This is a genomic window from Streptomyces sp. TSRI0107 (genome assembly GCF_001905845.1).
In the GTDB taxonomy this organism is placed as follows: Bacteria; Actinomycetota; Actinomycetes; order Streptomycetales; family Streptomycetaceae; genus Streptomyces.
Genome location: NZ_LIVZ01000007.1, coordinates 368,662 through 391,677 on the forward strand (window position 1 = coordinate 368,662; position 23,016 = coordinate 391,677).

The following is a 23,016-nucleotide window of genomic DNA, read 5'->3' on the forward strand; positions in this document are numbered from 1 at the left end:
CGTTGTCGTCGGTCCCCGATTCCCCCAAGCTCTCGGCTCCGCTCGAGCAGGGGGGACCCCCATCGCATCGGCTCCCTCCTCCGCCTTGCGATGCACGGCACCAGACGCCGCTCCCTGATCCGGCCTGATCGACGAGACCCCCCCTAGCCTCGGGAACCATGATGCCGTCACCCTCTCGCCCCGCCTTCCTGGCCGCCGGTGCGGCCCTGGTCACCGTCGTGCTGTGGGCCTCCGCGTTCGTGTCGATCCGCAGCGCCGGGGAGGTGTACTCGCCGGGCGCGCTGGCGCTCGGGCGGCTGCTGGCGGGCAGCGTGGCGCTGGGGGCGCTGTGTCTCATACGGCGGGAGGGGTGGCCGCCGAGAGCGGCATGGCCCGGGATCGCGGTGTCCGGAGTGCTGTGGTTCGGCGTCTACATGGTGGTCCTGAACTGGGGCGAGCAGCAGGTGGACGCGGGGACGGCGGCGCTGGTCGTGAACATCGGCCCGATCCTGATCGCGCTGCTCGGCGCCCGGCTGCTCGGCGACCCGATGCCGCCCCGGCTGCTGGCGGGGATGGCGGTGTCGTTCGCCGGCGCGGTGACCGTGGGTCTGTCGATGTCCGGCGGCGGTTCGTCGTCCGCCCTCGGGGTGCTGCTGTGCCTGCTGGCGGCGGTCGCCTACGCGGGCGGCGTGGTCGCGCAGAAGCCCGCGCTGGCGCGGGCAGGCGCCCTCCAGGTGACGACCTTCGGGTGTCTCGTCGGGGCGGTGCTCTGTCTGCCGTTCGCGGGGCAGCTGGTGAGCGAGGCCGCCGACGCGCCCCTGCCGGCCACCCTCAACATGGTCTACCTGGGCCTCTTCCCGACCGCCCTGGCCTTCACCACGTGGGCCTACGCGCTGGCCCGGACGACCGCCGGCCGGATGGGCGCGACCACGTACGCGGTGCCCGCGCTGGTGGTGCTGATGTCGTGGCTGGTGCTCGGCGAGGTGCCGGGGCCGCTCACGCTGGCGGGCGGGGCGCTGTGCCTGGCGGGGGTGGCGGTGTCCCGGTCGCGGGGCCGGGCGGCCCGGGTCGTGGCGGCCTCGCCGCGACCCGGACCCGCCCGCGAGCGGTCCGGCGGGTCCGCCGGGTCAGCGTGACCGTGCCCGGTCCGCCAGCACCTTGATGGAGACGAGGGCGATGACCGACAGGCCGATGACATAGGCGGACACCGCCATCGAGGTGCCGGTCGCCTCCAGCAGCAGCACCATCACGAACGGCGCCAGTCCGCCGCCGCACACCGCGGCGATCTGGTAGCCGAGGGAGGCCCCGGTGTAGCGCATCTCCGGTGTGAACAGCTCGGCGAACAGCGCGGCCTGGGGGCCGTACATGATGCTCAGGAAGCAGCTGGCGACGAAGCTGGCGACCGCGAGCCACAGCAGTGAGCCGGTGTCGATGAGCAGGAACATCGGCACCGCCCACAGCGCGATGCCCACGGCGCCGAGGGCGTAGATCCGGATGCGGCCGACGCGGTCGGAGAGCGCGGCGGAGGCGGGGATCAGCACGAGCTGGGTGAGGCTGACGCAGAGCGAGACGGTGAGCACCGCGCCGCGCTCCATGTCGAGTTCACGGGTGGTGTAGTCGAGGACGCCGGTGATGAGAATGTAGAAGGTCGCGGTGTTGACGGCGAAGGAGCCGCCCGCGAGCAGCACCGTGCCCAGGTGGTGGCGCAGGATCGTGCGCAGCGGGGAGGACTCCTCGCCCTTCTCCTTCTCGGCCAGCGCCCGCTCGGCCTGCCGGAACTCGGGGGTCTCCTCGACGCGGACGTGGATGTACCAGGCGAGCGCGAGGACGAACACGCCGACGACGAACGGGATCCGCCAGCCCCACGCCTCGAACGCCGATTCCGAGGTGAACGCCCCGGCCAGCAGGAAGACGGAGTTGGCGGTGACCACGCCGATCGGGACGCCGAGCTGGACGACGCTGCCGTAGAGGCCGCGCTTGCCCTCGGGGGCGTACTCGGTGGCCAGCAGCATGGCGCCGCCCCACTGGGCGCCGACGGCGATGCCCTGGACGATGCGCAGGGCGACCAGCAGCAGCGGCGCAGCGACGCCGATCGTGTCGTACGTGGGCAGCAGGCCGATGCCGGTGGTGGCCAGGCCCATCAGGGTGAGCGCGAGGACCAGCATCGGCTTGCGGCCCCGCTTGTCGCCGAGGTGTCCGGCGACGATGCCGCCGAGCGGGCGGGCCAGGAAGCCGACGGCGAAGGTGGCGAAGGCGGCGAGGACCCCGGCGGAGGCGCTGCCGGCGGGGAAGTAGAGGTCGCCGAGGACGAGGGCGGCGGCGATGCCGAAGACGAAGTAGTCGTACCACTCGACGGCGGAGGCGAGCGCCGCCGCGGTGGCCACGCGGCGCCGGTTGGCCTCGGGGAGGGCCGTGGTGGTGGGGGCGGAGGGTTGAGCGGAGGGGAACGTGTCCATGCGGTGCACACTCCGATGGGTGCGGTGGGGACGTTCCGGGGAACATACTGACCGGACGGTATGGGGTCAACGGTCGTGCGCGAAGTTACCGGCGAGGAAAGAAGGGGCCCGGGGTGTCCCCCGGGCCCCTTCGGTCAACGTGCCGGAGCGATCACGGTCAGAAGATCACCAGCGCCCGGCCGCCCTTGCCCGCCAGCATGTTCTCGAACGCCGCCGGGATGCCGTCCAGGGCGATCCGCTCCGTCACCAGCGCGCCCAGGTCCAGCCGGCCCTCGCGCACATGTCCGGCGATCACCGGCAGGTCCCGCGCCGGGTCGCTGTTGCCGTAGACGCAGCCGGAGAGGGTGCGGCCCCAGTGGAAGATCTCCAGGGCGTTGAAGGTCACCTGCTGGTCCTTTCCGCCGATGCCGACCACGGTGGTCCGGCCGCCGCGCCGGGTGGACTCCCAGGCTGCGCGGATCGTCACCGCCCGGCCCACGCACTCCACGGCCACGTCGACACCCTGCTTGCCGGTCAGGGCGCGGATCTCGCGCGGGGTGGTCTCGGAGGCGACGACGTAGTCCGTGGCGCCCGCGGTCCGCGCCAGCTCCTCCTTCTCCGGCGAGACGTCCACCGCGACGATCTTCGACGCGCCCGCGATCCGCGCGGCCTGGAGTGCGGCGAGACCCACCCCGCCGACCCCGAACACGGCGACCGTCTCGCCCTCCCGGACCCGCGCCGAGTGGTGGACGGCGCCGTAGCCGGTGAGCACCGCGCAGCCGAGCAGGGCCGCGTCCGCGAGCGGCACCCCGTCCGGGGCGGGCAGGACGCAGTTCGCCGGGACCACCGTCTCCTCGGCGAACGCGGCGACGTTCAGACCGGGATGCAGTTCGGTGCCGTCGTCGGCGCGGCGGGCGTGGACCGCGCCGATGCCGCCCAGCGCGTTGGCGCACAGCCACACCTCGCCGAGCGCGCAGGCCGGGCAGCTCCCGCAGGAGGGCGCCCAGTTGAGGACGACGCCGTCGCCGGGGGCGACATGGGTGACGCCCTCGCCGACGGCGAGGACGGTGCCCGCACCCTCGTGGCCGAGGACGGCCGGGAGCGGCACCTTCATGGTGCCGCTGGACAGGGACAGGTCGGAGTGGCAGACACCGGCGGCGGCGAGCCGGACCCGGACCTGCCCGGGTCCGGGGTCGGGCAGCTCGATGCCGGTGATCTCCAGCGGGGCGCCGATGGCGGGCACGACGGCGGCACGGACGGCCATGTGAGGGAACTCCCTTAGAACTGGAGGGACTTGGTCTGGAGGTACTCGGCCAGGCCGTGGCTGCCGAGCTCGCGGCCCACGCCCGACTGCTTGTAACCGCCGAACGGGGCCAGCGGGTTGAAGCGGCCGCCGTTGATGTCGACCTGCCCGGTCTCCATCCGGCGCGCGAAGGCCACCGCCTCCGCCTCGTCGCCCGCCCAGACCGCGCCGGCGAGCCCGTAGACGGTGCCGTTGGCGATGCGCAGGGCGTCGTCCTCGTCCTCGTAGGGCAGGATCGCCAGGACCGGGCCGAAGATCTCCTCCTGCGCGATGGTCATCTCGGGGGTGACGTCCGCGAAGACGGTCGGACTGACGAAGTAACCCCGCTCGCGGGGCGCTTCGGGGCCGCCGGCGACCAGCCGGGCGCCCTCGGCGACGCCCTTCTCGATGTATCCGCGCACCCGCGCCTGCTGCTGGGCGTTGACCACCGGGCCGATGCGCTCGCCGTACTTGGCGGCGGCGGTCCGGGCGAGTTCGACCGCCTCCTCGTACCGCTCGCGGTGGACCAGCATCCGGGTCCAGGCGCTGCACGTCTGCCCGGAGTTGGACATCACGTTGGCGACGCCCACGTTGACCGCCTTGGCCAGGTCGGCGCTGGGCAGGATGACGTTGGCGGACTTGCCGCCGAGTTCCAGGGCGACCTTCTTGACGGCGGCCCCGGCGAGCGCGCCGATCCGGCGGCCGACGGCGGTGGAGCCGGTGAAGGAGACCAGGTCGACGTCCGGGTGCTCGGCGAGCGCCTGGCCGGCGACCGGGCCGAGCCCGGTGACCAGGTTGAAGACGCCCGCCGGGAGCCCGGCCTCGTCGACCACCTCGGCGAAGAGCTGGGCGGTGAGCGGGGTGTCCTCGGCGGGCTTCAGCACGACCGTGCAGCCCGCGGCGAGGGCCGGGGCGACCTTGGCGACGATCTGGTGCAGCGGGTAGTTCCAGGGTGTGATCGCCGCGACCACGCCGATCGGCTCCTGGTAGACCACGGAGTTGCCGACCTTCTCCTCGAAGGCGAACCGGGCCGCGAGCTCGGCGTAGGAGCCCGCGACCGCGATCGGCGCGCCGACGTGGACGGTCTGGGAGAACTTCAGCGGTGAGCCGAGTTCGGCGGTGACCGTCTCGGCGATCTCCCCGGCCCGGGCCACCAGTCCGTCCCGCAGGGCGGTCAGGCGCGCGGCCCGCTCGGCGGGCGGGGTGGCGGCCCAGCCCGGAAGGGCGGCGCGGGCGGCCCGTACGGCGTTGTCGACGTCCAGGGCGGTGCCGGCGGGCACCTGGCCGACGACCTGCTCGTCGACCGGGTTCACGACGTCGATGACGTCCCCTCCGGCGGCCGGGCGCCAGGCGCCGTCGATGTACATGCCGTCATGTGCCTTCATCGCGTTCCTTCCGGCGAGCCTCGTCGTCGAGCCCCAAACTAGCGCCGTTAGTTTTACGGCACCAGGGGACTCCCGCATGGCACGGCTCACCCTGCCCGCAGGCCGCTCAGAAGTCGACCCGCGTCCGGCTGTCGACCCGCGCGACCGCCTCCTGCGCGAACCGCTCCTCGTAGTCCCGGCGGATCTCCTCGATCCTCCGGTCGCCGACCGCCGCCTCGGCCACCGGGTACAGCAGGATCAGCTCGTACGACCGCTCCTTCTCGATGACGCCGCGCCCGTCCCGCCACTGCCCGCGCCCCTCCTGCACGGTGAGCCCGCCGGGGAAGTCCGGGGTCACCTCCCGGTCGACGAACTCGGCGAACTGCCGCCCGGTGACGGCCGGTCCGCCGTCGGGCCGCTCGGTGCCGAAGAACAACCGGGTTTCCATGTAGGGCGCGCCGCGCGGCGGTACGGCCGCCGGGGTGGCCGGGGCGTCGTCGAGGGTGGCGTAGGCGGTGGGGGCGGCGACGGCGAGCAGCAGGCCCGCCGCCACGAGGGCGGTCCGGGTGCGGATGGCGCGGACGGTGAAGCGCGTGTGGTTGTCCCTACGCCTTCCCCTACGGGATACGCGCGTCCGGATCGGGCAGCCGCGCGGGGGTGCCCGGATGCCCGCTCCGGCGCGCACGCCGGTGACGCGCGCCGGACACGGCGGGCGAGCCGCCCGCAACGATCGGGCTCAGGCGTCGCTTCGGCGGCGGGGGCGGGCAGCGCGGGCCCGCTGCCGCTCGGGGGCCGGCTTCGCCGGGGACCGCAGGGCCACGCCCGAGGACAGCAGGAGCAGCACCCCGAGCATCACGAACGGCGCGGCCACGCCCGCCACTCCGGCGACCAGGCCCGCCGTGGCGGGCGCGGCGACCTGGCCGAGGCGATTGCCGGTCAGCCGCAGGGCGAGGGCGGTCGAACGGGCGCCCTCCGGCGCGGCCTGCACGACCGTCGTCATGGACAGCGGCTGCCCGACACCGAGGCAGAAGCCGAGCGCGGCCAGCATCACGGCCAGCGCCCACACCGGCACCGGCAGCGCGACACCCGCGCAGAGCACGGCGGCCAGCAGACAGGTCACGGTGAGCAGCGCGGTGCGGCCGAGCAGCCGCAGCAGCGGGGTGAGCACCAGACGGCAGGCGATGGTGGCCGCCGCCCGCAGGCTGAGCAGCAGCCCGATCACCGACGGGGCGATGCCCCGGTGTTCGCCGACCACCGGCAGGTAGGCGGTGAGGATGTCGGTAGCGGACAGCACGGACAGGCTGATCAGGATGCCCGCGGGCACGCCCCGGGCGCGCAGGATGCCCCGCACGGGCACCCGGTCGCCCGCCGCCTCACCCGGGCCGGACGCCGTACGGCGGTGCTCTATGCGCCACAGCGAGCTGACCGCGACCGCGGCGCCCGCGCCCGCGACCAGCAGGGCGAGCGCGCTGGTGCCCGCCATGTCGGGGCCGCCGATCAGCGCGCCGGCCGCGATCGGGCCGACCAGCTGGCCGAGGGAGGCGCCGATGGTGAAGTGGCCGAAGTTGCGGTCCTGTTCGTGCGGGGCGGACTGGCGGGCCACCAGGGACTGGGCGCCGATCACGAAGGCGAGGTGGCCGAGGCCCATCACCCCGCTCCAGACCGCCATGGCCCACAGCGAGCCGGCCAGGCCGCTGAGCACACAGCCGCCGGATATCAGCACCACGCCGATCGGCAGCAGCGGCGCGCAGCGGCCGTGGTCGGTGCGGCGGCCCAGCGGGACGGCCGCGAACAGCGGAAGCAGCGCGTACACACCGGCGATCACACCGACCGCCCGCTCGTCCGCGCCCAGCGCGAGGGCCCGGTAGGAGACGGCGGGCCGGGCCATCGACACCGCCCCCTGCGCGAAGCTGAAGGCGATGACCAGGCGGAGCAGCCAGCCGCGGTTCCCACCGGGCCCCATGGTTTTCCACCTCCGTGTGGAGTCGAGGACGTACGAGGACGAGGATGCCGTGCGGGCGTCAGATGATGCCGAACAGGATGCCCGCTCCGAGGATGACCAGGCAGGTGAGCGCGGCCCACTTGACCACGAACCGGGTGTGGTCGCCGAACTCGACCTTGGCCATGCCGACCAGCACGTACACGGCCGGGACCAGCGGGCTGGACATGTGCAGCGGCTGGCCGACGAGCGAGGCGCGGGCCATCTCCAGCGGCGAGACGCCGTGCGCGGCGCCGGCCTCGGCGAGGACCGGCAGGACGCCGAAGTAGAAGCCGTCGTTCGACATGAAGTAGGTGAGCGGCAGGCTCAGGACGCCGGTGACCAGCGCCATGTGGGGGCCCATGCCCTCGGGGATGACGTCCACCATCCACTCGGCCATGTGGTCGACCATGCCGGTGCCCTGGAGGACGCCGGTGAAGACGGCGGCGGCGAAGACCATGCCGGAGACGTTGAGGACGTTGTCGGCGTGGGCGGCGAGGCGGGCCTTCTGGTCCGGGATGCGCGGGAAGTTCACGGAGAGCGCGAGCGCGGCACCGAGCAGGAACAGCACCGGGATCGGCAGCCACTCCATGATCATGGCGGTGAGCAGGGCGACCGTGAGCAGCGCGTTGAACCAGTACAGCTTGGGGCGCAGGGTGTCGCGGTTCGGGTCGAGGCCCTGGAAGTCGTCGGCCTCGTCGGAGGCGGAGCCGCCGGTGGCGGGCCCCTCGGAGACGTCCGCGTCGGTGCCGGAACCGCAGCCGCCCGTGACGGTCTTGGCCGTGCCGGAGCCGCCGGTGCCGACCAGCACCGTCTCCGTCTCCGTCTCCTTCTCCTCCTCCAGCACCTCGTCCAGCGTGAGCACGCCGAGCCGCTTGCGCTCACGCAGGCCGAGGACGTAGGAGAGGCCGATCACGAAGAGCAGGCCGACGGCGAGGGCCGGGATCATCGGGACGAAGATGTCGCTGGCGTCCAGCTTCAGCGCGGTGGCCGCGCGGGCGGTGGGGCCGCCCCAGGGCAGCGTGTTCATCACGCCGTTGGCCATGGCCGCGACACCGGTCATGACGACGAGGCTCATCTTCAGGCGCTTGTAGAGCGGATACAGCGCGGAGACCGTGATCATGAAGGTGGTCGAGCCGTCGCCGTCCAGCGACACGATCGCGGCGAGCAGGGCCGTCCCGACGACGATCCGCATCGGGTCGGCCTTGCAGAACTTGAGGATGCCTCTGACGATCGGGTCGAAGAGACCGACGTCGATCATCACACCGAAGTAGACGATCGCGAACATCAGCATCGCCGCGGTGGGGGCGAGGCTGGTGACGCCGTCGATGACGTAGTCGCCCAGGTGGGCGCCCTTGCCGACGAAGACGCAGAACAGTGCGGGGATCAGCACCAGCGCCGCGATCGGCGACATCTTCTTCATCATGATCAGGACCAGGAAGGTCGCGATCATGGCGAAGCCGAGGATGGTCAGCATGAGTGGATACCTAACGTTCGCCCTTGAACTCCCACCTGAGCCGGCGGTGCGATGGACGTTAGGTCCCGTCAAGCAGCGTTAACAAGACGTTGACATGCGAGCAATAAGCGCAAAACTGCTGGTCACAGCTTTGCTCAGGTCAGCGTCCTGAGCATTTCAGGCCATCGGGGCGAGTTCGACCGGCACGCCGTTGAGGACCGCGTTGCCCGACAGCGGGTCGAGCAGGCTGCCGTCGAGGAGCTGGTTGACGTTGACTCCGGGCTCGGCGGAGGCGTGGCGCAGCCGGGTGCCGGGACGGTCGTGGCCCCAGCCGTGCGGCAGGCTCACCACGCCCCGGCGCACCCCGTCGGTGACCTCCGCGGGGGCGGTGACCGCTCCCCCGGCGCCCTTGACCCGCACCGGCGCCCCGTCGCGCACGCCGAGGCGTTCGGCGTCCTCGGGGTGGATGTGCAGGGTGCAGCGGTTGGTGCCGCCGGTGAGGGCCGGGATGTTGTGCATCCAGCTGTTGTTGGAGCGCAGATGGCGGCGGCCGACCAGGAGCAGCCCGGCGGGCAGCTCGGCCATCGCCCGCCTCAGCCGGGGCAGGTCGGCGGCGATGGGGGCGGGCAGCAGCTCCACCTTGCCGCTGCGGGTCCGCAGCGGCTGCGGCAGGCGGGGGCGCAGCGGGCCGAGGTCGATGCCGTGCGGGCGCTCCAGCAGCCTGTCGAGCGTCAGTCCGTCCTCGCGTGCGCCGAAGCCGTCGCCGTAGGGGCCGAGGCGCAGCATCAGGTCGAGCCGCCGCTCGGGGCCGGTGTCGCCGGTGAGCAGTCCGGCGAGTTCGCGCGGGTCGCGGCCGTGCACCGGGGAGTGCGGGTCCTTCACCGCCTTGCCGAGGGTCTGGTCGATCACCAGGGCGTCCACGGCGGAGGGGTCGGCCCCGTACATGCCGCTCACCGCCAGGGTCAGCCGCGCCAGGATCTCCGTCTCGGCCATCCGGCCCGGCTCCAGCGGGATCGCGGGGCGGGTGTAGCGGACCTGGTTGCGTACGGCGAGGGTGTTGAAGGCGAAGTCGTGGTGCGGGCTCTGCGCGGGCGGCGGCGGGGGCAGCACCACGTCGGCGTGCCGGGAGGTCTCGTTGAGGTAGGGGTCGACGCTGACCATGAAGTCGAGCGAGCCGAGGGCTTTGTCGAGGCGGTCGCCGTCGGGTGTGGAGAGCACCGGGTTGGCGGCGACGGCGATGACCGCGCGGATCGGCTCGCCCTCGTCCGTGACGGTGTCGATCTCCTCGGCGAGCGCGGAGATCGGCAGCTCGCCCTTCGCCTCGGGGTGTCCGCTCACCCGGGAGTGCCAGCGGCCGAGCGCGAAGCCCTTGCCGGGGCCGGCGGGCCGGGGGGTCTTGTCGGTGGCGGCCTGCGGGAAGAGGGAGCCGCCGGGGCGGTCCAGGTTGCCGGTGAGGACGGCGAGGACGTCGACGAGCCAGCTGGCGAGCGTGCCGTGCGGGACGGTGCAGCTGCCGATGCGGCCGTAGACGGCGGCGGTGGGGGCGGCGGCCAGTTCGCGGGCGAGGACGCGCGGCACGTCGGCGTCGACGTCGCAGGCGGGGGCGACGGCCTCCGGGGTGAAGTCGCGTATCGCCTCGCGGAGTTCGTCGAGGCCTTCCAGGTGCGGGGCGAGGCCGCCGACGTCGACGAGGTCCTCCTCGAACAGCACGTGCGCCGTCGCCGCGAGGAGCAGCGCGTCCGTGCCGGGGCGGATGGCGATGTGCCGGTCGGCGAGCCGGGCGGTGCGGGTGCGGCGCGGGTCGATGACGGTGAGGGTGCCGCCGCGGGCCTTGAGCGCCTTGATGCGGCCCGGGAAGTCGGGGGCGGTGCACAGGCTGCCGTTGGACTCCAGCGGGTTGGCACCGATCAGCAGCAGGTGGTCGGTGTGGTCGAGGTCGGGCACCGGGATGGCGTTGGCGTCGCCGTAGAGCAGGCCGCTGGAGACGTGCTTGGGCATCTGGTCGACGGTGGAGGCGGTGAACAGGCTGCGCGTGCCGAGCGCGCCGATCAGGACCGGCGGGTAGAGGGCGCCGGCCATGGTGTGCACGTTGGGGTTGCCGAGGACGACGCCCACGGCGTTCGGTCCGTACCGTTCGACGACCGGCCGGACGCCGGCGGCCACCGCGTCGAAGGCCTCCTCCCAGGTGGCCTCGCGCAGCTCGCCGTCCCGGCGCACCAGAGGCGTGCGCAGCCGGTCGGGGTCGCCGTCGACGGCGCCGAAGGAGGCGCCCTTCGGGCAGATGAAGCCCTGGCTGAACACGTCGTCGCGGTCGCCGCGCGCGCCGGTGACGGTGGTGCCCTCGATGGTGAGGGTCAGCCCGCAGGTGGCCTCGCACAGCGGGCAGATACGCAGAGCGGTGCGGGACATGGGTCCTCCCGGGGGTCTGGCGGCAGCGGCGGCTCACACGAACCGAGCCGAGCATACCGACCGGTAGGCATGTAGGGGAGGGGTCTGCGCGGGACCGTCCGTCAGTCCAGCACCCGCGCCAGATAGGACCGCAGCATCTCGCGCATCTCGCCGATGATCCCCTCGTCGCCCTGCGGGTCCACCCGGAAGGCCAGCTGGACGAGGGCGTCGGAGGTCTCCACGGCGATCAGGAAGGTGCGGCGCAGGTCGTCGTCGACGGGGCGGCCGAGATAGCCGGAGAGCAGTGCGGTCAGCCGGTCGGCGACCCGGTGGTTGGGCTCCGACTGGCGGGCCCCGACGGGGATCTGGTTGCCGAAGTCGACCAGGGAGAAGCCGGGCGCGGTGCGCTTCATGGCCAGGTACTCGTCGATCACCGCGTCCATGGCGGCCCGCCAGTCGCCGGCCCGGGCCTGCTTCAGCCGTTCGGTGACGCGCTCGGCGTACCGCTCCAGGTTGCGCTGGGCGAGGGCGTCCGCCATCTGCCGTTTGTTGCCGAAGAAGCGGTAGACGGAGCCGATGGGGACGCCGGCGCGCTCGGCGACGGCGCGGGTGCTGAGCGCGTCGTAGCCGACCTCGTCGAGGAGGTCGGCACAGGCGTCGAGGATCCTGGTCAGGCGTTCGGCGCTACGGCGCTGGACGGGGGCGCGGCGGAGCGTGGTCGCATGGGGCACGGGCTTCATGATGCCTTTCCGGAGCGGTCCGGTGAACCTCACCCCCCAGTACGGGTACCGGTGGCCCTGACACTCATCTCCGGGCCGGGCCGGGCTCCGACGCGGTGATGTCGGCCGTGGTCTGGACCGGTTCGCCGTCCACCGCCCACACCGTGCCGTCGTCCGCGCAGAGCCGGGCGGTGACCTGGTGGGTGCCGCGCGGGACGAGGCGGCCGGGGATGCGGTACTCCGGGTCGCGCAACTCGCTGACGAACCGGCCGTCGACGAAGAGCCGGACGGTGCCGCGCCCGGCGACCGGCTCGACGGGCGTCCCGGCGGGCGAGAGCCGGAAGCCGCGCAGGGTGAGCCGGACCCGCCAGCTCTCCCCGGCCGGGTCGGGCTGCACCTCGACGCCGACGCCGGGGGCGTCCTCCTCGTCCACCTGGCGGTAGGAGCGCCCCTCCTCGTCCCGGTCCTCCAGGACCTTGCCCACCGGTGCGGGCGCCCCCGCGCCGCCGCCCTCGTCTGCGTCACCGGTGCCGCAGCCCGCGGACCCGCCCAGCACGAGGACACAGACCGCGAGCGCGGCGAGAAATCCACGTGTCCACGACATGCCGGCGAGCGTAGAACACCGGTGCGACACCTCGGATCCCCCTTGAGTCTGGTTCTCGTAGTCCCCCGGTAGTCCGTCGAGAGGAGGGCGCCCCGGTCCCGTACGACTCTTCGTGCGGATCTCCGGCCGTCCTTCCGCAGGCCTCTTGCGCACACGAAAACGCAATCCTACGGTGATGCATAGGAATAAGTGGTCAGTACTTGTCCCACCGGCACAGGGAGCAGTGATCATGAGCGGGGACCCGCGCAAGGCCGCCGAAGGGCTGGCGTATCTCTCCGGATTCGGCAACGAGCACAGCTCCGAGGCCGTTCCGGGCGCCCTGCCCTCGGGCCGCAACTCACCGCAGCGCGCCCCGCTGGGGCTGTACGCGGAGCAGCTGAGCGGTACGGCGTTCACCGAGCCGCGGGCCCACAACCGCCGCTCCTGGCTGTACCGGATCCGCCCGTCGGCCGCCCACCCGGCGTTCACCCGTTCCGGCAACGGCGCGCTGCGCACCGCGCCCTTCACCCAGACGGTGGCCGACCCGAACCGCCTGCGCTGGAACCCGCTCCCCGAGCCGGGCCCCGAGACGGACTTCCTGGCCGGCCTGTGGACCCTGGGCGGCAACGGCGACGTGACCCAGCGCGCCGGCATGGCCGTGCACCTGTACCACGCCAACGTCTCCATGGACCGGGTCTTCAGCGACGCGGACGGCGAGCTGCTGATCGTCCCCGAGCGCGGCGGGCTCCTCCTGCGGACGGAGTTCGGCCTGCTCCACGCGGAGCCCGGCCACGTCGCGCTGATCCCGCGCGGCGTGCGGTTCCGCGTGGAACTGCTGGACGGCTCCGCGCGGGGCTACGTCTGCGAGAACTACGGCGCCCCGTTCCGCCTCCCCGACCTCGGCCCGATCGGCGCCAACGGGCTCGCCAACGCCCGCGACTTCCAGGCGCCGGTCGCCGCGTACGAGGACGTGGAGGGACCGGTGGAGGTGGTGAACAAGTTCTGCGGCAACCTCTGGACGGCCACCTACGACCACTCGCCGCTGGACGTGGTCGCCTGGCACGGCAACTACGTGCCGTACGTCTACGACCTGCGCCGCTTCAACGTCATCGGGACGATCTCGTACGACCACCCGGACCCGTCGATCTTCACCGTGCTGACGTCCCCGTCCGACACCCCCGGCCTGGCCGGCGTCGACTTCGTGGTCTTCGCGCCGCGCTGGCTCGTCGGCGAGGACACCTTCCGGCCGCCGTACTTCCACCGGAACGTGATGAGCGAGTACATGGGCCTGATCGAGGGCGCCTACGACGCCAAGGCGGAGGGCTTCGTACCGGGCGGCGGCTCGCTGCACAACATGATGTCGGCGCACGGCCCCGACCGGGAGACGTTCGACCGGGCGAGCGCGGCCGAGCTGCGCCCGCAGAAGATCGACGACGGGCTGGCGTTCATGTTCGAGACCCGCTGGCCGGTGACGCTCACCCCGCAGGCGGCCCGCGCGGAGCACCTGCAGCAGGCGTACGACGACGTCTGGCAGGGCCTCGAGCGCCACTTCCGGCCCTTGCACTGACGATCCCCCCGACGGTACGGATGGCCCCGTGACCTCCTTCGCTCCGGACTCCATCGTCCTGAACCGCAAGCTGCCGCTCTGGTACCAGGTGTCGCAGTCGCTGCGCGCCTCGATACTCGGCCGCTCGCCCCGGGACCCGCTGCGGCTGCCCACGGAAGAACAGCTCGCCGGGCACTACGGCGTGAGCGTGCTGACCATGCGGCAGGCGCTGAAGGAGCTGGAGGACGAGGGGCTGATCACCCGCCACCGCCGGCGCGGCACCTTCATCGAGCCGAGCGCCCGCCGGGGCTCCCCGGTGCGGCTGCTCGGCTCGGTGGACGCGATCGTGGCCCAGCAGTCCGGCATGACGACGGAACTGCTGGACCACGGCCGCGCCCCGGTGCCGGCCGAGGTCGCCGAGCACTTCCCGGACCTCGCCGAGGCGGCGACGTACCACCGGCTGCGCAGCGACGCCGAGACCGGCGAGCCGACCAACCACGCCCGCAACTGGGTCCGTCCCGAACTCGCCGACCGGATCGACCTCGACGACCTGGTCCGCTGGCCGATGACCAAGGTGCTGCGCGACGTGGTGGGGGCGGACATCAGCCGGATCACGGACACCGTGGAGGCCCGCCTCGCCGACCCGGAGACGGCCCGGCTGCTCCAGGTGCCGCTGCTCAGCCCGATCCTGCACTACACGGGCGTCACCTACGACGCGGACGGCCGGGTCCTGGACGTCGTCGTCATCCACTACCGCGGCGACCGCTTCTCGTTCACAGTCACCCTGGAGGCCACCTGAGCCGTCGTACGATGCCGGGCGTGACGTACGACGACGCTCCGCTGCTGGCGGACCTCATGCCGTGGTCCGTCGCACCGCCACGGCTCGGCCGGGAGTGGCCGACGGCCCCCGACGCCCCCTCGCTGACGGCCCGCTGGGACGCCTTCGTGAAGGCGGACGGCGCCGAGCGCGAGGCGCTGTTCGAGCCGAGCCGGGCCCGCACCCTGCGCACCGCGGTCGGCCAGCTCCCCGGCCAGTCCACCGGCACCGAACGGCTGCTGCGCGCCGGCGGCCCCTGCCCCGCCCCGGTCCGCGTCCTGCGCGCCCCCTTCGACGAGCAGTGGCTCATCCCCGACCACCGGCTCATCGACGCCGCCCGCCCGGAGCTGTGGCGGGTGGCCGACGAGCACCAGGTGTTCGCCGTGGAGAACGCGGAGGACCCGGCGCTCCCCCTGCTGGCGACCTCCCTGCTGCCGCTGCTCCGCCCCGGCCCCGTCCGTCCCCTGTACCGCCGCCCCGGCGGAACGGAACCGAATCTCGCGCCGGGCCTGACCGAACACCTGGCCGCCCGCCTCGGGCATCCGGTGCCGCCGCCGGACGTCCTCGCCTGGACGCTGGCGACGGTACGGCCCGACCGCGCCGTCCCGCTCACCGCGGACCCCGAGGCGTGGGCGGCGGGCGTGGCGCTGGGCCGGCGCCTGCTGTGGCTGATGCGCCGCGACGGCGAACGCCCCAAGCTGCCGGGCGGCCGGCGCCCGTACGTCCGCGCCCCGCTGCCCGCCCGCCCGGTGACCCTCGCGTACGACCGCGAGGAGGAGACCCTGCTGCTCGACGAGGGCCGTATCTCCCCGGTGCCGCCGGAGGCCTGGGACTTCGAGTCGGGCGGGACGCGGGTGCTGGAGCAGTGGTTCACCGTCCGCACCGCGGCCCCCGAGCCGGGCACGCTGACGGCGATCCGCCCGGCGTCCTGGCCGCAGCCGTGGACGTCGGAGCTGCTGGAACTGATCACGGTCCTGGCCCTGATCGCCGAACTCCGCCCGGAGCGGGAGCGGCTGGCCTTCCCGTCGCCCGTCACGGCGGCGGAACTGAAGGAGGCGGGCGTCCTCCCGGCCCCGGACCGGGCACGCCGCCCGGCGTCGGTCCTGGACCACCAGGAGGAAGGCCCGGACGGCCAGTTCGCGTTGCTCTAGGGGGTCAGGGGGTTTCCTTCGGCGCGAAGCCGTCCAGGAGCCGGTCGAGCATCAGGTCGAACGCCCCCTCCAGGTTCACCGGCCCCGGATCCTCCGTGAAGGCGGCCGCCAGCCGCGGATACGCGCCGGTCGCCAACTGCCCGCCGACATAGGCCATCCGCACCGCGCTCTCCTGCTCCTCCGACCACGGCAGCGACCTGCTCCGCTCGGCGGTGGCCAGCTCGGTGGCGACATACGCCGTCACGCACCCGTTGAGCATGCCGATGAGCTGCATCTTCGTGCCGGAGGGCGCGTCGAGCGGGTCGAGGCAGGCCATGCAGTGCTCCAGGAAGCGCAGGGCGTGCGGACTGAACCCGTACACGGGTGACATCACCCGCGGCAGCCACGGGTGCCGGTGCATCAGCGCGCGCGTCACACGCGCGATCCGCCGCGCCTCGGCCCGCCAGTCGCCGCCCGGCTCCCACAGCTCGTGCTCCGCGCTGACGGCGTCCACCATCAGCTCGTACAGGTCCTCCTTACGGGGGACGTAGTTGTACAGCGACATCGTCCCGCAGCCGAGCTCGCCCGCGACGCGCCGCATTGACACCGCGTCGAGGCCCTCCGCGTCGGCGATCCCGACCGCCGCCGCCGCGATGTCGGCACGGGTGTACGCGGGCCTCGGCCCGCGCCCGGTCCGCTCGGGGCGCGCCCAGATCACTTCGGGTTCGGTCGCTCGGCCGGCCATCGGTCATCACCTCGCACACCATCCTAGTTACGTACGCCGTACGTAGTGCGCTATGGTCGAGCCATGACTACTACGTACGCCGTACTTAGTGAGGGTCTGGAGAAGCGTTTCGGCGAGGTGCGGGCACTGCGCGGACTGGATCTCGCGGTCGCGCAGGGCACGATCTGCGGGCTGCTCGGACCCAACGGGGCGGGCAAGACCACCGCCGTCCGGCTGCTCACCACGCTGCTGCGACCCGACGCCGGCTCCGCCCGGGTCGCCGGGCACGACCTGGTCCGCGAGGCCGCGGCGGTCCGCCGCCGGATCGGCGTCACCGGGCAGTACGCCTCGGTCGACGGCGACCTCACCGGCCGCCAGAACCTGCGCCTGTTCGCCCGGCTGCACCGGGTGCGCGGCCCGGCCGAGACCGCCGCCGAACTGCTGGAGCGCTTCGGCCTCACGGAGGCCGCCGACCGGCCCGCCTCCACCTACTCCGGCGGCATGCGCCGCCGCCTCGACCTGGCGGCGAGCCTGGTGCGCCGCCCCGACGTGCTCTTCCTGGACGAGCCCACGACCGGCCTCGACCCGGCCTCCCGCAACGACATCTGGGAAGCGGTCCGCGCGCTGCGGGCCGAGGGCACGACGGTGCTGCTGACCACCCAGTACCTGGAGGAGGCCGACCAGCTCGCCGACGACATCGTGCTCGTGGACCGGGGCCGGGTCGCGCACACCGGCTCCCCGGCCGCGCTGAAGGCGGTCATCGGGGCCTACGTCGAGGTGGTCGTCGCCGACGCCGACGTGATGGTGAAGGCGGCGGGCGTCCTGGACCACCTCACCGGCGCGCGGCCGACGTTCGACCACGACCGGGGCGCCGTCGGCGCGGTCACCCGGGACACCACGCTCACGCTGCCCCGGCTGGTGCGCGAACTCGACGCGGCGGGTGTGCCGCTGCTCGACGCGAGCGTCAAGCCGCCCACCCTCGACGACGTCTTCCTGCACCTGACCGACGAGACCCACGACCGTGACGAGACCCACGACCGTGACGAGACCCACGACCGTGACGAGACCGAGGAGGCGGCCGCATGAGCGCGCTCGTCCACGACGGCGGCGCGATGCTGGGCCGTCAGCTCCAGCGGGTCCGGAACAACCCGGGCCTGATGATCCTCTCCCAGACCATGCCGATCACCATGCTGCTGTTCTTCGGCTACGTCTTCGGCAGCGCGCTCGCGATGCCGGGCGCCGAGTACCGCTCCTTCCTGGTGCCGGGCCTGCTGGTGGCGACGGCCGCGGGCGGGGTCATGACGGGCATGTTCCAGGCCGCCCAGGACACCCACCGGGGCGTGACCGACCGGCTGCGCACACTGCCGATGAGCAGGGCGGCGGTGCCGCTCGGGCAGGCCGCCGCCGACCTGGTCGTCACGGCGGCGGGCACGGTGCCGTTCCTGCTGGTCGGGCTGGCGATGGGCTGGCGGATCGAGGGGTCGGCGGCACAGGCCGCGGGCGCCGTCGGGCTGCTGCTGCTGTTCCGGTTCGCCTGCACCTGGGTGGGCGTCTTCCTGGGCCTGCTGACCCGGAACGAGGAGGCGGCGGGCCAGCTGGGCGGAGCGACCTTCGTGCTGCCGCTGCTGTCCAACGCCTACATCCCGACCGAGGGCCTGCCCGGCTGGCTGCGCGCCCTCGCCGAGTGGAACCCGATCAGCGCGGTCACCACCGCCGTACGGGACCTGTTCGGCAACGCGCCCGTGCCGGACGGCGCGGCCTGGCCGGTGGCGCATCCGGTCGCCGGGTCGCTGGCGTGGTGCGCGCTGCTGATCGCCGTGTTCGCCCCGGCCGCGGTGCGCCGGTACGCGCACGGGGACCGCTAGGGCGCGCCCTCCCGGCCGGTCCGGGCCTGCTGACAAAGCGCCTGGGCAGAGGCATGATCCAGCGCATGGACCGTCTTCCGCTGCCCCTGGAGGGCATCACCGTCGTCGCCGTCGAACAGGCCGTCTCCGCGCCGTTCGCCACCCGTCAGCTCGCCGACCTCGGCGCCCGGGTGATCAAGGTCGAGCGGGTGGACGGCGGTGACTTCGCGCGCGGCTACGACACCGCCGCGCGCGGCCTGGCCTCCCACTTCGTGTGGTGCAACCGCGGCAAGGAGTCCGTCGCGCTGGACCTGAAGGACCCGCGCGGGCTGGACGTCGTACGGCGGCTGGTCGCGGACGCGGACGTGTTCGTGCAGAACCTCGCGCACGGGGCGGCGGCCCGGCTGGGCCTGGACGCGGCGACGCTGTGCGCGGCGCATCCGCGGCTGATCGCGGTCGACATCTCGGGCTACGGGGCGTCGGGGCCGTACGCGGACAAGCGGGCCTACGACATGCTCGTGCAGTGCGAGGCGGGGCTGGTGTCGGTGACCGGGACGCCGGAGCAGCCGGTGAAGGCGGGCATCCCGGCGGCGGACATCGCGGCGGCCATGTACGCCTTCTCCGGGGTGCTGGCGGCGCTGGTGCGCCGGGGGACGACCGGGCGCGGCGGGCCGGTGGAGATCTCGATGCTGGAGGCGCTGACGGAGTGGATGGGCCATCCGCTGCACCACACGCTGCACGACGGCACTCCCCCGGCGCGCACGGGCCTCGCGCACGCGGTGATCGCGCCGTACGACGCCTACGCCACGGCGGACGGCGGGCGGGTGCTGCTGTCGGTGCAGAACGACCGGGAGTGGCGGCGGCTGGCCGAACACGTCATACGGCGGCCGGAGTTGGGTGCGGATCCGGCGTACGCGACGAACGCCGCGCGGGTGGCGCACCGGGAGCGCACGGACGATCTGGTGGCGAAGGCGCTGGGCGTGCTCGACGCCGACGAGGCGCTGGCGCGCCTGGAGGAGGCGGGGATCGCGTGCGCCCGGCTGCGGGACGTCCGGGAGGTGGCGGAGCATCCGCAGCTCGCGGCGCGGGAGCGGTGGCGGGAGGTGGGGTCGCCGGCGGGGCCGCTGCGGGCGCTGCTGCCGCCGATCACGCTGCCGGGTGGGGACACCGCACGGATGGGTGACGTACCCGCGCTCGGCCGGCACACCGAGGCAGTGCTGCGTGCCGTGGGGATGACGGACGACGAGATCGCAGCGTTGCGCCGGGACGGTGTGGCGGCCTGAGCGCGGGTTTCCTGAGGTGGCACCGGTGAGCGCCGGTGCCGTCGGTCAGTGCCCGCCGAACAGTGTGCGGCGGAGCCTGCGCAGCGGGGCGAAGAGCGAGACGCGGCTCACTCGGGCGCCCGTGGCGCTGGGGCGGTGCGCGGGCTCACGCGCGGTCAGTTCACGCATCAGCGAGGTCGCCTCGGCCGTCTTCTGCTGCGGCACGGCGGGACCCGCCAGCACCGCGAGATGGCGGTCGAGGCGCGTACTGGTCGCGCTGCTGCCGCAGGTGATCGCAGGGACCCTGGCCCTGCTGCGCACAGTTATCTGTTCCATGTCACTCCCCACCCGTACGAGTCCACCCGGCCCGGGCAGGGTAACCCTATCGCCCCCTCGGGGCACGCGTGTATCGCGGTCACAGGATTCACCTTCCCCGCAAGGGTGTTGACCATCCCCGCTCGACTACTCTCCGAATCCAACCGATTCCAGGGTGAGTTGGACAACAGGCCTGGTGGTGGGCCGAGCTGACCCTCCGTCCGGTTCGACGGTCACAGCGAGTGACGTCGATCCGCGGTCCAGTCCGGAGGCGACCAAGGGCGTGTCGCCGTCGAAGAGGCCCAGGGAGCGCGGTTGTGCGTGGGGGCGCATGAGCCACAGCTGGTGAACGTGTTCGCCCGGCGGCTCACCGTAGCCGCCCAAGGTCACCACCGCGCTCCCCGCCGAGGCGGAAGCGATCACTCCGATCGTGCGGCCGCGTTCGTCCCGGCCGGTCGTGGCGCGGGCGTCCGGCGCGGCCAGGACGTGGGCGATCTCACGTGCCCGGTCCCGCTCCGCGGCCAGTTCGCCCCGCGTCCGGTCGGCCTGGACGGCGAACAGCCCGGCCACGACGAGCGCCGCCGCGGCGGTCGCGGTGGCGAACGGCACGAACAGGGGGCGCGCGCGGCGCGTACGGGTGCGCGCGGGCGGCGGCCGGGTGCCCCAGACGTGCGGGGGCAGCCGGGGCGTGTGGGCCGGGGCCGGGGCGGCGGTCTCCTGCGGGGTGTGCCGTACGGCGGCCAGCACCCGCTCCCGCATCCCGGCCGGCGGGGGTTCGGCCGCGGACCAGGCCAGCCGTACCGCGTCCTCGGTCAGCGCACGCACGTCGTCGGCGCACCGCCCGCAGCGCGCCAGATGCCGTTCGAACCGGCGCCGCTCCTCGGGCCCGAGGGCGTCGAGCGCGTAGGGCGCGGCGAGGGAGTGGGGGTCGTCCCGGCCGAGGAGCCGGTCGAGGACGCTCATGCCGCACCTCCGAGGCAGTGCCGCAGCCGCGTCAGCCCGTCCCGCATCCGGGTCTTCACCGTGCCCAGGGGCAGCGACAGCCGTTCGGCGACCTCGCGGTAGGTGTAGCCCTCGTAGTAGGCGAGGGTGACGGACTGGCGCTGCAGGGCCGTGAGGCGGTGCAGGCAGCGGCGCACCCACTCGCGTTCGAGCCCGGCCTCCACCTCCTCGGCGACCTGGTCGAAGGCGGTCTCCCGCGCGCGCAGCGCCTCCCGCTGGTCGCGGTCGACGGCCGCGCGGGCGCTGCGCACCCGGTCGACCGCCCGGCGGTGGGCGAGCGTGAGCACCCAGGCGAGCGCGCTGCCCCGCCCGGGGTCGAACCGCGCGGCCGACCGCCACAGTTCGAGCAGCACCTCCTGCGCCACCTCCTCCGACTGGGCCGGATCCCGCACCACTCGCTTCACCAGCCCGAACACCGGGCCGGACACCAGCGTGTACAGGTCCTCGAAGGCCCGCTGGTCACCGCCCGCCACGCGCAGCAGAAGCTCGTCCGCCTCCACCCGCTCCCCCTCCCTGTCGCCTGTCGGACGGGATTACGGATCAGCGTGCCGAAAACGCGGGTCGCGTGGTGGGAAAAACTGATTTCCGATCCGACCAATCCGCTGGGTGCCCCGCCGCGAATCACCGGTGTCAGGCACATCGGCACGGAGGACGGACGGGATGACCACTATCTCCAGGAGCGGGGCGGGACGCGGTGTCGCCGCCCTCGTCTGTGGCGCGCTGGCCGCCGGGGGGCTCGCGGCCGCCGGGGTGACCGCGCTGGAACCGGGGGCGGCCGCCGCCTCCAGCCATCGGGAGGCCCCGCTGATCTCGGGCACCCCGCAGTACGACAACACGGACGTGTACGCGTTCGTGAGCCCGGACAAGCCGGACACGACGACGATCGTCGCCAACTGGATCCCCTTCGAGGAGCCGGCCGGCGGACCGAACTTCTTCCCGTTCGCCGAGGACGCGCAGTACGACCTGCACATCGACAACGACGGCGACGCGCAGGGCGACCTGCTGTACCGCTACACCTTCAGCACGCACGTCAAGAACAAGAAGACGTTCCTGTACAACACCGGCCCGGTCGAGAGTCTGGACGACCCGGACCTCAACGTGACCCAGACGTACGACCTGGAGCTGCTGCGGCTGAAGAACCAGCATCTGGTCTCCCGGACGACGATCGCGCACGACGTGCCGGTCGCCCCGTCGAACGTCGGCAAGGCGTCGATGCCGGACTACGGCAAGCTGCGCGACCAGGCCGTCCACAAGCTCGCGGGCGGCGCCACGACGTTCGCCGGGCAGGCCGACGACCCGTTCTTCCTGGACCTCAGGGTCTTCGACCTGCTGTACGGCGGGAACCTCTCCGAGGTCGGCAACGACACCCTGAAGGGGTACAACGTCAACTCCGTGGCGCTCCAGGTGCCGAACGAGCTGATCCGCCAGTCCGCGCACCAGCCGGTCGTCGGGATCTGGTCGACGACCCAGCGCAAGAACGCCCAGGGCCAGTGGCGGCAGGTCTCGCGGCTCGGCAACCCGCTGGTCAACGAGGTCGTCAACCCGCTGAAGGACAAGGACCGGTTCAACGCGGACGCGCCCTGGAACGACGGCCAGTTCCTCAAGAACGTCACCAACCCCGAGCTGCCCAAGCTGATCGAGGCGATCTACAAGATCGAGGCGCCGGCCGAGCCGCGCAACGACCTGGTCGACGTCTTCCTCAAGGGCGTGGAGGGGCTGAACCAGCCGCCGCACGTACGCCCGGCGGAGGTGCTGCGGCTGAACACCTCGATCAAGCCGGCCGCCGAGCCCAAGCGGCTCGGTGTCCTCGACGGCGACAACGCGGGCTTCCCCAACGGCCGCCGGCTCACCGACGACGTGATCGACGCGGCGCTCCAGGTCGTCGAGGGCGAACTGCTCGGCCAGAAGAACGACCTGGGCGACGCGGTCGACGCCAACGACAAGGAGTTCGGCTCCGCCTTCCCGTACCTCGCCCTGCCGACGGAGGGCTCGCGCGGCCCGCTCGCCAAGGGCACCTCGGGCGACGCGGACGTACGCAGCCAGCTCGGCGACGCGCTGAGCCCGGCGGGCGTGTCCGGTGACGACACCCCGCTCATCGCCGCCTCGGCGGGCGCCGGAGCCGTCGGTGTCCTCCTGATCGGCGGCGGCCTGCTGTGGTGGCGCCGGTCCCGCCGACGCGCGTACTGACGCCC

At 73.2% G+C, this 23,016-nt stretch carries 20 protein-coding genes and 1 pseudogene; 8 read left to right on the forward strand and 13 right to left on the reverse strand.

Translation table 11 applies throughout. From position 1 onward, the window contains the following. The first annotated feature begins 158 nt into the window (after positions 1-158). The gene (locus tag AMK31_RS20975) at positions 159-1,115 is read left to right on the forward strand and encodes a DMT family transporter (RefSeq protein ID WP_073942119.1); all 957 of its coding nucleotides are present in this window, start codon (positions 159-161) and stop codon (positions 1,113-1,115) included. Here the strand turns inward: AMK31_RS20975 and AMK31_RS20980 are convergent. From AMK31_RS20980 to AMK31_RS21020, 9 genes are all read right to left on the reverse strand, one after another. Beyond that, a complete protein-coding gene (locus AMK31_RS20980) occupies positions 1,107-2,435 on the reverse strand; it encodes an MFS transporter (protein WP_073942120.1) in 1,329 nt (442 codons plus the stop codon). The genes AMK31_RS20975 and AMK31_RS20980 overlap by 9 nt on opposite strands. A 157-nt stretch (positions 2,436-2,592) precedes the next feature. Then, entirely contained in the window at positions 2,593-3,678 is a 1,086-nt protein-coding gene (locus AMK31_RS20985) for a Zn-dependent alcohol dehydrogenase (protein WP_073942121.1), read from the reverse strand. 14 nt (positions 3,679-3,692) lie between these two features. Continuing rightward, positions 3,693-5,081 (reverse strand): aldehyde dehydrogenase family protein, encoded by a 1,389-nt coding sequence (locus tag AMK31_RS20990; RefSeq protein WP_073942122.1) that lies wholly within the window; start codon positions 5,079-5,081, stop codon positions 3,693-3,695. A 106-nt stretch (positions 5,082-5,187) separates the two neighbouring features. Then, positions 5,188-5,613 (reverse strand): DUF3574 domain-containing protein, encoded by a 426-nt coding sequence (locus tag AMK31_RS20995; RefSeq protein ID WP_241842685.1) that lies wholly within the window; start codon positions 5,611-5,613, stop codon positions 5,188-5,190. Positions 5,614-5,796: 183 nt separating this feature from the next. Beyond that, positions 5,797-7,023 carry an MFS transporter gene (locus AMK31_RS21000; RefSeq protein ID WP_073942123.1) on the reverse strand — a complete coding sequence of 409 codons (1,227 nt, stop codon included), beginning with the start codon at positions 7,021-7,023 and terminating at the stop codon, positions 5,797-5,799. 58 nt (positions 7,024-7,081) lie between these two features. Then, positions 7,082-8,515, reverse strand: coding sequence for a CitMHS family transporter (locus AMK31_RS21005; RefSeq protein ID WP_073942124.1), 1,434 nt, complete (start codon positions 8,513-8,515; stop codon positions 7,082-7,084). 156 nt (positions 8,516-8,671) lie between these two features. Next, on the reverse strand, positions 8,672-10,903 hold the full coding sequence (locus tag AMK31_RS21010; protein ID WP_073942125.1) for a molybdopterin oxidoreductase family protein: 2,232 nt from the start codon (positions 10,901-10,903) through the stop codon (positions 8,672-8,674). Positions 10,904-11,004: 101 nt separating this feature from the next. Beyond that, positions 11,005-11,622, reverse strand: a complete 618-nt coding sequence (locus tag AMK31_RS21015; RefSeq protein WP_073942424.1) for a TetR/AcrR family transcriptional regulator — start codon at positions 11,620-11,622, stop codon at positions 11,005-11,007. Positions 11,623-11,686: 64 nt separating this feature from the next. Continuing rightward, positions 11,687-12,205 carry a hypothetical protein gene (locus AMK31_RS21020; protein WP_338013046.1) on the reverse strand — a complete coding sequence of 173 codons (519 nt, stop codon included), beginning with the start codon at positions 12,203-12,205 and terminating at the stop codon, positions 11,687-11,689. A 229-nt stretch (positions 12,206-12,434) separates the two neighbouring features. Between AMK31_RS21020 and hmgA the strand changes: the two genes are divergently transcribed. The 3 genes from hmgA to AMK31_RS21035 are packed head-to-tail and all read left to right on the forward strand — an operon-like array spanning position 12,435 to position 15,698. Then, positions 12,435-13,751, forward strand: a complete 1,317-nt coding sequence (gene hmgA / locus AMK31_RS21025) for a homogentisate 1,2-dioxygenase (RefSeq protein ID WP_073942425.1) — start codon at positions 12,435-12,437, stop codon at positions 13,749-13,751. A gap of 28 nt (positions 13,752-13,779) precedes the next feature. Continuing rightward, the gene (locus AMK31_RS21030) at positions 13,780-14,529 is read left to right on the forward strand and encodes a GntR family transcriptional regulator (RefSeq protein ID WP_073942126.1); all 750 of its coding nucleotides are present in this window, start codon (positions 13,780-13,782) and stop codon (positions 14,527-14,529) included. A gap of 11 nt (positions 14,530-14,540) precedes the next feature. Then, positions 14,541-15,698, forward strand: coding sequence for a type ISP restriction/modification enzyme (locus AMK31_RS21035; protein WP_073942127.1), 1,158 nt, complete (start codon positions 14,541-14,543; stop codon positions 15,696-15,698). A 4-nt stretch (positions 15,699-15,702) separates the two neighbouring features. Here AMK31_RS21035 and AMK31_RS21040 read toward each other — a convergent pair whose 3' ends face one another. Further along, on the reverse strand, positions 15,703-16,422 hold the full coding sequence (locus AMK31_RS21040) for a TetR/AcrR family transcriptional regulator (RefSeq protein ID WP_073942128.1): 720 nt from the start codon (positions 16,420-16,422) through the stop codon (positions 15,703-15,705). 63 nt (positions 16,423-16,485) lie between these two features. Between AMK31_RS21040 and AMK31_RS21045 the strand changes: the two genes are divergently transcribed. The 3 genes from AMK31_RS21045 (at position 16,486) to AMK31_RS21055 (ending at position 19,528) form a co-directional block, all read left to right on the forward strand. Next, on the forward strand, positions 16,486-17,487 hold the full coding sequence (locus AMK31_RS21045) for an ATP-binding cassette domain-containing protein (RefSeq protein ID WP_073942129.1): 1,002 nt from the start codon (positions 16,486-16,488) through the stop codon (positions 17,485-17,487). Beyond that, on the forward strand, positions 17,484-18,266 hold the full coding sequence (locus tag AMK31_RS21050; protein WP_073942130.1) for an ABC transporter permease: 783 nt from the start codon (positions 17,484-17,486) through the stop codon (positions 18,264-18,266). Before AMK31_RS21045 ends, AMK31_RS21050 begins: the two co-directional genes overlap by 4 nt. Before the next feature lie 65 nt (positions 18,267-18,331). Beyond that, positions 18,332-19,528 carry a CaiB/BaiF CoA transferase family protein gene (locus AMK31_RS21055; RefSeq protein WP_073942131.1) on the forward strand — a complete coding sequence of 399 codons (1,197 nt, stop codon included), beginning with the start codon at positions 18,332-18,334 and terminating at the stop codon, positions 19,526-19,528. A 45-nt stretch (positions 19,529-19,573) separates the two neighbouring features. Here the strand turns inward: AMK31_RS21055 and AMK31_RS21060 are convergent, their stop codons facing one another. The 3 genes and pseudogenes from AMK31_RS21060 to AMK31_RS21070 all read right to left on the reverse strand — a co-directional run. Next, complete coding sequence (locus AMK31_RS21060; RefSeq protein ID WP_073942132.1) at positions 19,574-19,843, reverse strand: hypothetical protein; 270 nt, start codon at positions 19,841-19,843, stop codon at positions 19,574-19,576. A 126-nt stretch (positions 19,844-19,969) separates the two neighbouring features. Further along, complete coding sequence (locus AMK31_RS21065; protein WP_073942133.1) at positions 19,970-20,785, reverse strand: anti-sigma factor; 816 nt, start codon at positions 20,783-20,785, stop codon at positions 19,970-19,972. Beyond that, positions 20,782-21,333: pseudogene (locus AMK31_RS21070) on the reverse strand (sigma-70 family RNA polymerase sigma factor); the annotation flags it as partial. The gene AMK31_RS21065 and the pseudogene AMK31_RS21070, both read right to left, overlap by 4 nt. 151 nt (positions 21,334-21,484) lie before the next feature. Between AMK31_RS21070 and AMK31_RS21075 the strand changes: the two are divergent. Beyond that, positions 21,485-23,011 (forward strand): DUF4331 domain-containing protein, encoded by a 1,527-nt coding sequence (locus AMK31_RS21075; RefSeq protein ID WP_073942135.1) that lies wholly within the window; start codon positions 21,485-21,487, stop codon positions 23,009-23,011. Positions 23,012-23,016 lie beyond the last annotated feature (5 nt).

Excerpts from the sequence above, each read along its gene's own strand:
- AMK31_RS20975 (WP_073942119.1), top strand. The coding sequence starts at position 159 with ATGATGCCGTCACCCTCTCGCCCCGCCTTCCTGGCCGCCGGTGCGGCC.
- AMK31_RS20980 (WP_073942120.1), bottom strand. The coding sequence starts at position 2,435 with ATGGACACGTTCCCCTCCGCTCAACCCTCCGCCCCCACCACCACGGCC.
- AMK31_RS20985 (WP_073942121.1), bottom strand. The coding sequence starts at position 3,678 with ATGGCCGTCCGTGCCGCCGTCGTGCCCGCCATCGGCGCCCCGCTGGAG.
- AMK31_RS20990 (WP_073942122.1), bottom strand. The coding sequence starts at position 5,081 with ATGAAGGCACATGACGGCATGTACATCGACGGCGCCTGGCGCCCGGCC.
- AMK31_RS21000 (WP_073942123.1), bottom strand. The coding sequence starts at position 7,023 with ATGGGGCCCGGTGGGAACCGCGGCTGGCTGCTCCGCCTGGTCATCGCC.
- AMK31_RS21005 (WP_073942124.1), bottom strand. The coding sequence starts at position 8,515 with ATGCTGACCATCCTCGGCTTCGCCATGATCGCGACCTTCCTGGTCCTG.
- AMK31_RS21010 (WP_073942125.1), bottom strand. The coding sequence starts at position 10,903 with ATGTCCCGCACCGCTCTGCGTATCTGCCCGCTGTGCGAGGCCACCTGC.
- AMK31_RS21015 (WP_073942424.1), bottom strand. The coding sequence starts at position 11,622 with ATGAAGCCCGTGCCCCATGCGACCACGCTCCGCCGCGCCCCCGTCCAG.
- AMK31_RS21020 (WP_338013046.1), bottom strand. The coding sequence starts at position 12,205 with ATGTCGTGGACACGTGGATTTCTCGCCGCGCTCGCGGTCTGTGTCCTC.
- hmgA (WP_073942425.1), top strand. The coding sequence starts at position 12,435 with ATGAGCGGGGACCCGCGCAAGGCCGCCGAAGGGCTGGCGTATCTCTCC.
- AMK31_RS21035 (WP_073942127.1), top strand. The coding sequence starts at position 14,541 with ATGCCGGGCGTGACGTACGACGACGCTCCGCTGCTGGCGGACCTCATG.
- AMK31_RS21040 (WP_073942128.1), bottom strand. The coding sequence starts at position 16,422 with ATGGCCGGCCGAGCGACCGAACCCGAAGTGATCTGGGCGCGCCCCGAG.
- AMK31_RS21045 (WP_073942129.1), top strand. The coding sequence starts at position 16,486 with ATGACTACTACGTACGCCGTACTTAGTGAGGGTCTGGAGAAGCGTTTC.
- AMK31_RS21050 (WP_073942130.1), top strand. The coding sequence starts at position 17,484 with ATGAGCGCGCTCGTCCACGACGGCGGCGCGATGCTGGGCCGTCAGCTC.
- AMK31_RS21055 (WP_073942131.1), top strand. The coding sequence starts at position 18,332 with ATGGACCGTCTTCCGCTGCCCCTGGAGGGCATCACCGTCGTCGCCGTC.
- AMK31_RS21060 (WP_073942132.1), bottom strand. The coding sequence starts at position 19,843 with ATGGAACAGATAACTGTGCGCAGCAGGGCCAGGGTCCCTGCGATCACC.
- AMK31_RS21065 (WP_073942133.1), bottom strand. The coding sequence starts at position 20,785 with ATGAGCGTCCTCGACCGGCTCCTCGGCCGGGACGACCCCCACTCCCTC.
- AMK31_RS21075 (WP_073942135.1), top strand. The coding sequence starts at position 21,485 with ATGACCACTATCTCCAGGAGCGGGGCGGGACGCGGTGTCGCCGCCCTC.